This window comes from Paenibacillus sp. S-12 (genome assembly GCF_030363895.1).
Lineage (GTDB): Bacteria > Bacillota > Bacilli > Paenibacillales > Paenibacillaceae > Paenibacillus_B > Paenibacillus_B alvei.
In genome coordinates this window covers 803,643-816,074 of sequence record NZ_JASIUF010000005.1, presented here as the reverse complement: position 1 = coordinate 816,074, position 12,432 = coordinate 803,643, and the positions used below count along the sequence as shown (strand labels likewise).

The following is a 12,432-nucleotide window of genomic DNA, read 5'->3' as shown; positions in this document are numbered from 1 at the left end:
AAAAATGATCTGATTACACTTTTTGTAGTTCTTCCATCCATTCTTCAAGCGCCACTTTTATTAAAAAACGATCTTTTGAAGATATGCTTTTCATTTCATTCCATTTACCATCCACAAGTTGCAAATGGTAATGACCATTTATATCTGAATCTGGGTACCAGCCTAGATCAAAGAGTAATGTGTCTTCACTTTCAGGAATGTACCATTTTCCATTATGAATTTTTAGTTTAACTATTTGTAATAAATCTTCTGTGAAGAACCCCCAGTTTTCAATAAGGTAATCATTACCCTCACTCAGGACAGGATCTATATCATAGAATTTGTTATAGGTTACGGCATAACCTGCTGGCACCTTAAGTTGCATTAGATTCAATCTATCTCATCCTCTCATACATCATTTGGTCATTTCATTTGTTTTGAGAAAAAATCATCTATGCGTTTCCGAGATTTTTCCGGTGGAATCAGTTGAACCACATCTCCATTTTCATCACAGGTGAAAACTCCTTTGAACGCTTCCGGCATAGCATCGTATTGTTGTTCCAATTGATCATTAAAAGCCTTGAAGCATTCATAATTGTATTGTTTTAGTAAGTACGGCATCAAAAAAGCAGAACGCAATATTTCATACTCCTGGTAATTATATGGTGTGCTTTCTGGACGCTTTTTTAGAAGCTCCAGTAATTTTTTCATTAGGACAGCAACTTCATTCTGGTCGGCAAATGCCGCATAACCTCTTACTGCCATTAGCTTCATATCAAGATAGCGTTCTTTTTTAAATGCTTTAAGGAAAAAATCCTTCCCATCGGGAGGAAGATTAAAAATAAATTGCTTTAAAATCGCATTGCGCTTGGCTATATCTTTCATGGATACGTATTGGTCCATTAGCTCATTTGCATCGTCCATAATGTAATCCCCCTAAAAAAGCAATAATGTGCGCTCGGCCTGTCGGGTTTAGTCATAAGTAATCCTACAATAAAAATCATATATGGTGTTTGAAACCCCAAGAATGGAGAAGTCACCTTGTATATTCTACAAGAAAGTTTGTTTACCTTCGAGGGTCTGCTAACTTATGACCTGAGAGTTTGTAGGTTTCTATTTTTTGAAGCCAACACGGAATTATACAAATTGCTCAATTGCTCAATAAAGTATAAACATAAAAATCAAAAAATTAGTTGACACTATTTTTAATGCATGATAAAAATGTTAATATCAATTCGGAAAATAATATTTGGGCAATGAAGGGATAAAGTAGTGAAAATCTCCCTATATCAGAGAGCTGATGGTTGGTGTGAATCAGTATATAGATTATTCATGAAGTTCGTCCTGGAGCATCTTTCATAAATCTCACGTTGTGAGGAAATGAAAGACGGTAGTGAATACCGTTATCAAATAAAGTGGTGAAGAATTTTTCACAACTAGGGTGGTACCGCGATATATATCGTCCCTACGTATTTACGTAGGGACGTTTTTTATTTAGGTCTTACTCTTGTTGTATCTTTACAACTAGGGTGGTACCGCGATATATATCGTCCCTACGTATTTGCGTAGGGACGTTTTTATTTAGGTCTTACTCTTGTTGTTGTATCTTCACAACTAGGGTGGTACCGCGATATTTTATCGTCCCTACGTATTTGCGTAGGGACGTTTTTTTATTTGAAAGGAAGTGGTTGTATGAGAAAGGAATCACGGTAGAACAATATGAATAAAGATCGAATTGTAATAGACAAAGAAATAGAAGAAAAGAGGAGATAAACAGATGGATTCACAGCAATGGACATCGAAATTAGGTTTCATTTTAGCTGCAGCAGGTTCAGCAATAGGTCTTGGCGCGATTTGGAAGTTTCCGTATATGGCCGGTATTGGAGGCGGCGGTGCGTTCTTTCTTATTTTTATCGGTTTTACTTTATTAATAGGTTTACCGTTATTATTGGCGGAATTTGTAATTGGAAGAAGTGCACAAAAAGAGGCTGTCGAGGCATATAGAGATATTGCTCCTAAGACGCTATGGCCGTGGGTCGGTAAATTAGGGATTGTAACCTGTTTCATATTGCTTTCATTCTACAGTGTTGTAGGAGGATGGATTTTATTATATTTATGGAATGCAATTACAGGTAGACTATGGGAAGGAAATGGCGCGTACGAAGCAACTTTTGGTGAAATCATTTCCATTCCATATTTAGCGGTTGGATCACAGCTATTATTTATTCTGATTACTATTTTTATCGTAAGTAAAGGTGTACAAAACGGTGTTGAAAAAGTAAATAAATATTTTATGCCCGCACTATTTGTTTTATTCTTTGTATTAATTGTTCGAGCACTTACATTAGATGGTGCTGGAGAAGGAGTTCGTTTCTTCTTACAACCAGATTTCTCACATGTAACATCTGAAATTGTGTTATATGCGATGGGGCAATCATTCTTCTCATTATCTGTCGGTGTAGGAGTCATGGTAACGTATAGCTCATACTTACCGAAAGAAGAAAGTTTACCGCGCTCCGCATTTTCTATCGTCGGTTTAACGCTTGTGATTACATTGCTTGCTGGACTTGCTATTTTCCCAGTTGTATTCGCATTTGGAATGGAACCATCTCAAGGGCCAGGTCTATTATTTATTGTATTGCCAGCGATTTTCAGTAAAATGGCATTCGGAAAGCTATTCTTCATTATTTTCCTGTTACTATTTTTCTTTGCAACGATAACATCCGCAATTTCGATGTTGGAAATTAGCGTTGCCTCTTTAACGAAAAAAGGGAGCGGAAAACGCGAAAAAACAGCACTGATTGTTGGATTACTAATCTTTGTTGTAGGGATTCCATCGGCGCTATCATATGGCGTTTTAAGCGATGTGAAATTGTTTGGCAAAACCGTCTTTGATTTAGCAGACTTTACAGTAAGTAATGTTCTTATGCCACTCGGTGTATTATTAGTTGCGATCTTCGTACCGTTTAAAATGAAGAAAGATGTATTAATGAGAGAATTGGGTGTAAGTAAAAATAAAGGCTATCAATTATTTGTATTATGGTTATTCGTACTTCGCTATATAGCACCCATTGCAATTATGATCGTATTTTTAAATGTAATTGGAGTGATTTAAAAATATAAAAGGCCCCAGCATAACATTATGTTAGGGGCCTTTTCACTAGATTTTACACGTTTTAGGAGACAACACTTGCACATGACGTAACGTCATGTTTTATAGTATAGGTGCCGGCAAATAGATGCGCAGCACAAAAAGAGGTGATTATGAAGCAGCTTTGGAAAGTCGGAGATCTTGCCAAGCTCACAGGACTCACATTACGAACATTGAGATTTTACGACCAGATTGGCCTGTTTTCTCCTTCGGCGCATTCCGATTCGGGGCACAGGCTGTATAACCAGGCCGACCTATCGAGACTGCAGCAAATTTTGTCCTTAAAAGAGCTAGGCTTATCGCTTGAGGAGATTAAGTCCGTAGTAACCGGCGGCCATTTTAGTCCGCTGCAAATTGTGTCGCTGCAAATCGCCCGTCTAAAAGAAACGATCCAGATCCAGCAAAAGCTTTTGGCCGGATTGGAATCCGTGTCCGAACTCATGCTTTTGAAACAACCAGTGACGGTTGAAGATTTTACAAAATTATTAGAAATGATGAAAAAGAGCCAAGAAAAAGTGATCCTCGAACGTTGGATGAATTGGGAGCATCGCCTGGATCAACTGGGCGACCTCCTCGACAAGGATGCCGACGAATCGAATCAAGGGAGCTGAAAATCATGAACGAACGATCTTCCATTCATCACACTTTCGTCGTTGAGCGAGTGTACAAAGCTTCGCAGGCAAAGGTTTTTGCCTACTGGGCGAATCCTCGCATGAAGGAGCAATGGTTTTCGAAAGCAGATGAGTTTGACTACCGTGTCGGCGGTGGCGAACGCAGTCAAGGCGGGCCTCCCGGCGGAGCGGTATTTACCTTCGATGCCCAGTACCACGACATTGTGCCGGACGAGCGGATCGTGTATACCTATACTTTGGACATGGATGAGACGCGAATTTCCATTTCCGCAACGACCGTCGAGTTCAAGGCGGAGGGTGAAGGAACAAAGTTGATTTTCACCGAGCAAGGCGTCTTCCTGGACGGCCACGATTCGCTGGCTCAGCGCGAGCACGGCACCAAGGAGATGCTGGACAAGTTGGGTGTGCAGTTGGAGATCGACTAGCCTACTTTAACATGCGAGGGAGGAACGGGCATGACGGAAAACCGTGCAGCAAACAGCGAATTCAGCAGAGCGGAAGAAAACGAATTGGTAACAACGAGGGTGATGAATGCTTCTCCAGCTCTCGTTTACGAAGCCTGGACAAAACCCGAGCATTTGGCACAGTGGTGGGGTCCGAATGGGTTTACGAACACTTTTCATAAATTTGATTTACGGCCGGGAGGGATATGGGAGTTTGTGATGCACGGACCGAACGGAGTCGATTATCCCAATAAAAACGAATTTATCGAAATCGGGCCAGAACGGATCGTGCTGCGCACATGTAAACCCCATTTTCAACTTACGGCAACCTTCGAGGATCTTGACGGCACAACCAGATTAACTTGGCGCCAGCTTTTCAAAGACGAAGCCGAATTCAACGCCTTCAAGAAAATCGCAGCTCCAGCCAACGAGGAAAATCTTGACCGGCTCGAAGCACATATGCAGAAGATGTCCATCTGAGAGCCTGATTACCTGTTCCGATAGACTCCTGCCGGCCGAGAGGCCGGTTTTTTCAGTACAAATAAAGACCCAGCATCTAACAATCCTATCACTACCCTACAACAAAACCAACCCTTCCTGAAATCATACCGTATTATTTCATCTTCTCAGCTTGCAAACTTACCATCACATAACAACATATGATCTCCATTTTCAGAAATATTTCAATTGTTGTATGCTCCACACGACCCAGCCTTAGATAGCTCTATCTTAGACTGGGTCGTGTATTGTCTGAGTTATCGCCCATTATCTACCAGTTCTTTCATTCTGGCACTAACTTCAGCTCATTTCCTGCCTTTCGATATTCATTGGGTATGGAACTCGTAATGTGGTACTGTCCAGTAATCCAATCATCTACCTGGTCATGGTACCACTTGCTCAGCACATGTCCGGATTGGCCGGGTCCCACCACATTCAACGAATGGGTCGGATCGGACATATCGATGACCGTTCGCCACGGTGCTCCAAGAGTGACTTTGCCGTTCTCTGCATTCCAACCTGCAGCCCCGACGGTGACACGCCCACCGCCCATCGCGACAGACTTGGCGTTAAAAATCAGATCCAACGGCTTCACAGCGCCAAGAGGATGGGCAAAATCCACCTGATGGAATTTCCCCCATCGCCATTTGTCCGGATGTTTGCCCTGCAGTGAAGCAGCCTGATCCACAGCCAGATGAAATGCCTGCAGCGCCGCCTTTTCAATTCCGCCTTTTTCGTCGATCCATGGCTCCCGCAGACCTTGAAGCGCTCTGCGGAGCATTTCATCCTTTACGACGGATTTATTGTTAAACAGATCCATCAAGTCAGCATTGATTTCGGGTTTGAACAGCACATCATCAAAACTCTGCATCCATAGCTCATAGACAAGCGGAGCAGCCTGTTCCGGATCATTTACTTTATTCCAGCCTTGCAAGAGCGAAAGCGCGTCGCGGTCGATCTGCCGCAAATCCGGCAAGTCTTTAATCTTGGCAATCAACTCATCCAAAAACTCTGCCGCCTGAAGATTATGGCGATCAATTTGAAGGTTTTTCATATCCTCTACGGTCAGCTTCTCCTTGGCAGACAACACCTGTTGGATACGCGCTTCGCGGTATGGCTGGGACCAGACGTCCGTCAAATGATACGGGTAGCTGTCGCCGATCACTTTATTGTTCGCCGTAGCGATAAACCCTTCCTTTGGGTTCACGGTTGTGGGCAGTTCATCCCATGGGATATATCCCGTCCACTCATATTCATCCGTCCAGCCCGGTACCGGAACCGAACCGTCGCCTTTTTTGCGGATCGGAATCAGGCCGTTCCCACGGTAAGCAATCGTGCCGTCCGTAGAAGCAAAAACAAAATTTTGAGCAGGTGCTTCAAACTGTTTCAACGCCTGCTTGAAATCCTCCCAGTTCCGCGCTTTCGCAAACATCTGAATCGCTTCGAGCTCTGTCGTTGCATTCAGGGCAGTCCATTTCATTGCAAGTGCCGTTTCCTGCCGCTGGTCATGCGCGAATTCTGAGATAATCGGCCCATGCCGGGTCACGACAACTTCATATGGCACCGGAGCCTCGCCTTTTACCTTAATTTCCTCTTTATAAACCTTGGCATCTTCCCATTTTCCCATATATTCAAATTGATGCGGATTATCGGGGTTTCTTTTTTCAATATAGAGATCCTGCACGTCCGGACTCAGATTCGTCACCCCCCAGGCTATTAGGTCGTTATGCCCGAGAATGATCCCCGGAACACCAGCAAAAATCACCCCGCTCACGTTCATCTCCGGCGCCGAGAGATGCGTCTCATACCAGATGGACGGCGAACTTAGACCCAGATGCGGGTCATTGGCTAGTATCGGCTTGCCGGATGCCGATTTTTCTCCCGAAACGACCCAGTTGTTGCTTCCGTTATACGGATCCCGCGGAACCGCAGTAGTAGCCAGCACTGTCAGATCGACCGGATGTTCTGTTAGCGCCTGGATGATCATTGCCCCATCCTTCGGATAGGTTGGCATAAGCGACTGAAATTTTTCCAAGGACAGCTGTTGCGCCATGGCATATCTGAAAGCCTGCCCCTCCCAGTTACCTGCCAGATCATAGGCCATGAATTTGCCAATCGTCAAGGAGTCCACAGGCTCCCATTCCGCAGGTTCATACCCCAATATCGTAAATTCGACTGACAGCGATCTGGCGGCTTTGGCATGTTTGATGTAACTGTTGACGCCATCCGCATACCATTGCAGCACCTCTCTGGACTCTTTTGAGTAAGCGTCAAGAGAAATCTCTGCCGCACGCCGTAAACTGAACGCACGGAAAAATTTGTCGCGGTCGATAGCCTTATCCCCTACCACTTCACTAAGCTGCCCGGAAGCCTGCCTGCGGCTCAAATCCATCTGGAACAGGCGATCCTGCGCCGTTACGTAACCTTGCGCCATGTAGAGATCATGTTCGTTTTGCGCCTCGATATGCGGAACGCCGGAAGCATCTCTCCATACCGTCACTTCCTTTTTCAGTCCAGAAATGTTGAGTTTTCCCTGAACGACAGGCAGACTTTTATTCACGAACCAATATGCGTATCCCCCTGCGCAGGCAATCAAAAGCACTAAAACCAAAACAATGATTCCGATAACGCGCGGCCAACGTTTCTTGCTCCGTTTAACGCTCGGAACGGTTACTGCGGCCAAAAGCTTCATGCAGAACCCCCTCCAGACTTATTTGGATATTTGTGGATTAACATCCATTATAAGTGGTTAAGCGCTTACAAACAAGGTGAATATCTATTCATTAGTATATGAACGAATACTTTATCCAATGTTCATATTTACGGATAAACTTGAAAGCCGCAAGTCATCGGATAACCGGCGAAGAATGAGGATATATTTCTGCGACGTGGAGCGGCCGTATAACAAGAAGACACGCTAGGCGTGAAGAGGAAATCGCCTAGCGTGTTTCTGTTCGGAAGGAGGGGGATATATCGAGTATGTCGGAGCGGATTATTCTTTAATGCGGTATTCTTTAATACGTTATTGTTTAATGCGCTGTTCGATCTTCGCTGTAACTTCTTTCTTTTCCTTCATGTATTGTTCAACGACTTCATAAAGCGTAACGCCGGTATCGAGCGATTTCTTATTCATGAACATGGAGTAACCGTCGCCTCCGGCGATTAAGAAGTCGTTTGTAGCTACACGATACGTTTTGTCGGCTTCTACCGCTTTGTCGCCAACCTTCACATCCGATACGCGGCTTCCTGTCGGCTTATTACTATCGAAAGAGAAGGACAGGCCTGCAACTTGCGGGAAGCGTCCGGAACCGGCGTCAATTTCGCTAACGCCACTTTCCAAAGCGGCTATCAAATCGCTACCCTTTACCTCAACGACAGCCAGTGAGTTCGAGAATGGAAGCACATCATACAGATTGCGTTTCGTAATATCTCCCTTCATGATGCTCGTACGGATGCCGCCTGAGTTCGTGATGGCTACATCAGCTTCGAAGCCAGGCATCGTGCGCGTGCGCGCCAGCATCGCATCTGCCACTAAGTTGCCCATGATCGTCTCTTGCTTCCGCACTCTGGAGCGATCGCCGTCCAGATCCACGCTTGCGATCGCAATCTTCTCATTCAACAGAGTATCCGCTTCTTTCTTTACAGATTCTACGATTGCAGCGACTTCCGGGTCAGCCTTTGTGGATTCATCATACTTTATCAATCCGCCAGAGAAATGAACCAGTTCCTTGCCATGGTAGTATAAGTCTACTCGGCCAAGCGACTTGGCGTATTCCCAGTCCTGAACAATATAAGTACCGTTGACGAGCTCAGGCGCATCAACAGGTGTATGCGAGTGTCCGCCCACAATGATATCGATGCCGGGAACCTGCTTCGCCATCTCACGGTCATAGGATATGCCCGTATGACAGAGGACGATGACATGATCAGCTTCCTTGCGCAGCTTCGGCACCCATTCCTTCGCGACTTCGATTGGATCCTTGAACGTCAAGCCCTTAACGTTGTCAGGATGAGTAACGATTGGTGTATCTGCCGTTACCAAGCCAAGAATGGCGAACTTCTGATCGCCGATCTGCTTCGTTACGTAAGGCTGCAGCAGTGGCTTGCCTTGTGTATCGAATACGTTCGCACCGAGCACAGGGAACTTGAACATCTTCGCCACCTTTGCGAACTGCTCGTGACCGAAGTCATATTCGTGGTTGCCGGACGCCATGAAATCATATCCAAGAGCGTTTGCCAATTTCGTTGCATTTTCCCCTTTTGACAAGTTCACGTAAATCGTACCTTGAATCATATCGCCTGCATCGAGTACCATGGAATTCGGATTCTCTGCACGCAGTTCCTTCATTAAGGTAGCGAGTTTGGCATAGCCCATTTCCTTAGCCTGGGCGTCTTCCAGCATATGTCCGTGCGTATCGTTTGTATGACCGATCGTAATATGTGTCGTAATTGCGTTACCAAGTGCGGTAAAGAACTGCTCGCGTGTTACCGTATCGCCTGTTGCTTCCAGGTTCAGACCTGCTTTATTGGCTACAGCTTGAAGTGTCGCTGCATTTGCCGGACGATGAAGCTCCTTCCATTGCTCTGCATTCACGATGTTTTGTTGCTTCGCCCAAGTGAGTGCTTTGGCTGCCCAGCCTTTAATAGCAGGGTCGATCTGTTGAACTTCTTTTTCCCTGTCCTGTACGCGCGCGATCATGGCTACTGCTTCAACAAGCGTGATTGGACGATCTAGCGCGAGACCGTCATTCGACCCAGATATGTAGCTCTTGGATTGCATCCAATCGACATGGTTAATGGGCTGCAGGGGAGCTGCAAATAATGATCCGGCGAATAGCGTGCTAATCAATGTTGTCAGAACTGCTGATGTACCTAGCTTCTTCTTGTTCATAACGGACCTCCGTGCTTGTTTAATATTAAAATGTTTACGCAATAAAAATATGAAGATATATATGTATCGTAGTGCATGGGGGTTGGGGGGAGCCTGGAAAAGGCGTTGGGTTAAACGTTAAGCGCGCTGCGGTTACGTGTACAGCGTACACAACGACCCGATTCTTCCTCCACAACGATTCAATGTAACCGCATTCAATTGTATCTAAATTATGAAAAATACACAATTGAAAAAATCCCCAAAAGCACGTTATGTTGCACAAAATGAGGTTTGCTTCATCGCCCACTTGTCACGGAAACCTAATTTTATCTCCCAGCTTAAGTCAAGGCCAAGTTTGTACAACAAGGTACGCATGCCGCTAAGTGATAGGAATTGTCGACATTCGACATTTTCACGAAGATATTCCGGATAAATCTTGGCATCTTCTTTAAAGATACTCCGAGCTGACTTGAGACAGCTTAAATGATACGCTTGTGTCAAAAGGTTTCAGTATATCCCCGAGGAATCTTTCGTATTCATTAGGAATTTCAAAACTAATACCTCTTATCAGATCCATTCGCCCCTTTCCAGCTTTGATTACATCGAATGCTGAGATTTCGGATAGGATGACGCCGCTCGCTTCTTCGAATTTTCATTCAAAGACTCATAGCCCCCAGATCCTTCCATCCAAATGCCGTTTCGATTACTATTTGTTCCCCTATCTTGATCTCTTTCTTAGTTATATATTCTCCCCCCATTTTCTCGTAGAATCCAATCGATGGATTCCTTTCAAGTAGCCAGACCATAAGTGAGTTATAATTGTCTGATCTTAATTTCTTTACAAGTCTATTAAAAAGTAATTTACCGTATCCTCTTCCTTGGACTTCCTTCAATAAATAAAAAGAATATATCTCCGCATCATAATCCATTCCAAGCTCTCTATTCTTTCCACCATCTATAAATCCGATGATCTTTCCTCCATCTTCGATTACATAAATCGTTTCATCCTGATTTGGGTTCTTAAATATCAATCCCCAATTCTTCTTTCGTCCTTCAACGGATAAGTTTGATAAATATGCTTCTGGAATTATTCCTTGATATGTTGTCTTCCAGCTATTCACATGAACCATTGCTAATCTTTCAGTATCTTGGTGAGTAGCGACTCTAATGTTCATTAGATTTGTTCTCCTTCATGTTTTTTATGTTTTCGGGCGGTTTCAGCTAATGCTCCCATTGGTCGAATTTTATTGTATAGTCTGAATAATAAGCTGTCTTACATCCGCGATCCGGTTCGGCATTTCTGGAGTCGAACGATTCAGTAAATCACACAAGGCAATCAAATCTTCCAGTTTAGATAATTGAACCCAATTCCCATTCAAGAATCCACCAGAACTCTGGTATGCCTTTATAAAATGACGTTCGAACAAGGAATCTTCCTGTTCATACCGAAGTAAATTCCCAATATCCACATAGCGTCTTCCTGAAAAAGCAAATTCCCAATCCAATACCGCTGATACTTCGTAGCCACTTGGCTTTTCGATCATTAAAAGATTTAAACCATTGAAGTCCGAATGAACAAGGACTGGCGGTTCATGAATTTCAGATAATAGTGATCGGTGAGACTCACAAAATGTTCGAACCTTTTCAGTTGCTTCCGCTCCCAGCCAATGCCCGGTTGCTCCATTATCCAAGCTTTCAGAAATAAAAGAATAATATTCGTCCTCATCCATGTTAAATGGATGGGCGACGGTAAGATCCCCTGCAAAAAAACCTGGACATTCAAAAGAATGGCTGTGAATACGAGCTAGTACACTGCCGACAGACTCCGCAACTTTTGCAATCTCGTGTTCTTCTTTTCTTTGCAGGATATCACGCAGTAACACTCCCTCTTTCCACTCTATTAAAGCCCAGTCATATTCTACTAGCTTTCGGCTTGTATCAAGATATATATAATCGGCTACAGGCACGACGCCGCGCAATCGCTTAGCGATTGCTTCTTCTATTGAAGCTACGTCTGAACCTCCAGCAAAGATCCTTAAAAGGTAGGGTGTAGCAGATCCTTCAATCTCCACTTTATAGGTTCCATTACTAAGTCCTGTTTTTGTTCTTTCCGCTTTTATAAGCCGCTTTCCTCTGAAAACTTGGCTAATCATTCGATTTAGAATCTCATATGTGAAGTGCATACTTTTACTTGATCTTTCCCATGCTTCTTTCACCTTGTATCCCTCCCGTTCACTCAGTAGATCAAGTTCTGTTCTTTATAAAACATCTTTTTAATCATTCATTAAACCATGTATTAATAAAATCAATCTATTACCTTGCTCCATTTATCTATACCATTCTTAAAGAACTGCAATATACTATACCATCCTTAGAAAAAGGAGTGATATAGTTGGCAAACAGAGATTTACGTCTTGCGCTTTGGTCAGGTACCAATTTTACTGGTCGTCGGATCCTCTTCAGACGCGGAGGGGTTGCGGTTCGTGATCTTGGGGCGTTTCGATTTGACAATGTGCTTTCAAGCTTCCGACTCAGAAATGTTGTGCAAAGAAATCAAGTAACACTTGTACTGTTTTCGAGAATTAACTTTCAGGGGTCATTCCGGGTGTTCCGTGGCAGTCAAAATGTAGCTAACTTGGGTAGATTCAATTTCGACAATGTCACATCTTCATTCATTTTGGTAGGCCGTAATCTTACTAACGCGGAAATATCTCAAATTCAAAGAACTGGAATACCTCCTAGAGATATTCTTGTTATCAGTCAATAACTCTAAATAATATAGTCTTTTGAGATAAGAAAACGATAGCCTGCAGCGGCAGTCTAGGGCTTATTTATCGTCCTAGGCTGCCGACTTTATTG

12 protein-coding genes and 1 other annotated feature are annotated in these 12,432 nt (G+C 43.8%); of the genes, 5 read left to right on the top strand and 7 right to left on the bottom strand.

The annotated features are described in order from the left end of the window. Positions 1 to 13 precede the first annotated feature (13 nt). Complete coding sequence (locus tag NO352_RS06680; protein WP_241752071.1) at positions 14 to 364, bottom strand: hypothetical protein; 351 nt, start codon at positions 362 to 364, stop codon at positions 14 to 16. Between the two features lie 38 nt (positions 365 to 402). Continuing rightward, the gene (locus NO352_RS06675) at positions 403 to 903 is read right to left on the bottom strand and encodes a hypothetical protein (RefSeq protein ID WP_171418979.1); all 501 of its coding nucleotides are present in this window, start codon (positions 901 to 903) and stop codon (positions 403 to 405) included. A gap of 323 nt (positions 904 to 1,226) precedes the next feature. Then, positions 1,227 to 1,449 (top strand) — a binding site (T-box leader). Positions 1,450 to 1,756: 307 nt separating this feature from the next. Between NO352_RS06675 and NO352_RS06670 the strand changes: the two genes are divergently transcribed. The 4 genes from NO352_RS06670 to NO352_RS06655 all read left to right on the top strand — a co-directional run bounded on the left by NO352_RS06670 (position 1,757) and on the right by NO352_RS06655 (position 4,685). Beyond that, a complete protein-coding gene (locus tag NO352_RS06670; RefSeq protein ID WP_289355131.1) occupies positions 1,757 to 3,094 on the top strand; it encodes a sodium-dependent transporter in 1,338 nt (445 codons plus the stop codon). A gap of 149 nt (positions 3,095 to 3,243) precedes the next feature. Then, the gene (locus NO352_RS06665) at positions 3,244 to 3,741 is read left to right on the top strand and encodes a MerR family transcriptional regulator (protein ID WP_289355130.1); all 498 of its coding nucleotides are present in this window, start codon (positions 3,244 to 3,246) and stop codon (positions 3,739 to 3,741) included. A 5-nt stretch (positions 3,742 to 3,746) separates the two neighbouring features. Further along, positions 3,747 to 4,187, top strand: a complete 441-nt coding sequence (locus NO352_RS06660) for an SRPBCC family protein (protein ID WP_289355129.1) — start codon at positions 3,747 to 3,749, stop codon at positions 4,185 to 4,187. A 30-nt stretch (positions 4,188 to 4,217) separates the two neighbouring features. Continuing rightward, positions 4,218 to 4,685: an SRPBCC family protein gene (locus tag NO352_RS06655; protein WP_289355128.1), complete on the top strand. Its 468-nt coding sequence runs from the start codon at positions 4,218 to 4,220 to the stop codon at positions 4,683 to 4,685. A gap of 301 nt (positions 4,686 to 4,986) precedes the next feature. On the opposite strand, the gene NO352_RS06650 is transcribed toward NO352_RS06655, so the two are convergent. The 5 genes from NO352_RS06650 to NO352_RS06630 all read right to left on the bottom strand — a co-directional run bounded on the left by NO352_RS06650 (position 4,987) and on the right by NO352_RS06630 (position 11,789). Next, positions 4,987 to 7,395, bottom strand: a complete 2,409-nt coding sequence (locus tag NO352_RS06650) for a penicillin acylase family protein (protein ID WP_289355127.1) — start codon at positions 7,393 to 7,395, stop codon at positions 4,987 to 4,989. A gap of 330 nt (positions 7,396 to 7,725) precedes the next feature. Next, positions 7,726 to 9,594, bottom strand: coding sequence for a bifunctional metallophosphatase/5'-nucleotidase (locus tag NO352_RS06645; RefSeq protein WP_289355126.1), 1,869 nt, complete (start codon positions 9,592 to 9,594; stop codon positions 7,726 to 7,728). A gap of 427 nt (positions 9,595 to 10,021) precedes the next feature. After that, the gene (locus NO352_RS06640; protein WP_244965871.1) at positions 10,022 to 10,150 is read right to left on the bottom strand and encodes a DUF2691 family protein; all 129 of its coding nucleotides are present in this window, start codon (positions 10,148 to 10,150) and stop codon (positions 10,022 to 10,024) included. Positions 10,151 to 10,229: 79 nt separating this feature from the next. Then, positions 10,230 to 10,748 (bottom strand): GNAT family N-acetyltransferase, encoded by a 519-nt coding sequence (locus tag NO352_RS06635; protein WP_289355125.1) that lies wholly within the window; start codon positions 10,746 to 10,748, stop codon positions 10,230 to 10,232. 69 nt (positions 10,749 to 10,817) lie between these two features. After that, positions 10,818 to 11,789, bottom strand: a complete 972-nt coding sequence (locus NO352_RS06630) for a phosphotransferase family protein (RefSeq protein ID WP_289355124.1) — start codon at positions 11,787 to 11,789, stop codon at positions 10,818 to 10,820. A gap of 176 nt (positions 11,790 to 11,965) precedes the next feature. On the opposite strand from NO352_RS06630, the gene NO352_RS25255 reads away from it, so the two are divergent. Beyond that, the gene (locus NO352_RS25255) at positions 11,966 to 12,340 is read left to right on the top strand and encodes a hypothetical protein (protein ID WP_005550354.1); all 375 of its coding nucleotides are present in this window, start codon (positions 11,966 to 11,968) and stop codon (positions 12,338 to 12,340) included. Positions 12,341 to 12,432: the final 92 nt, after the last annotated feature.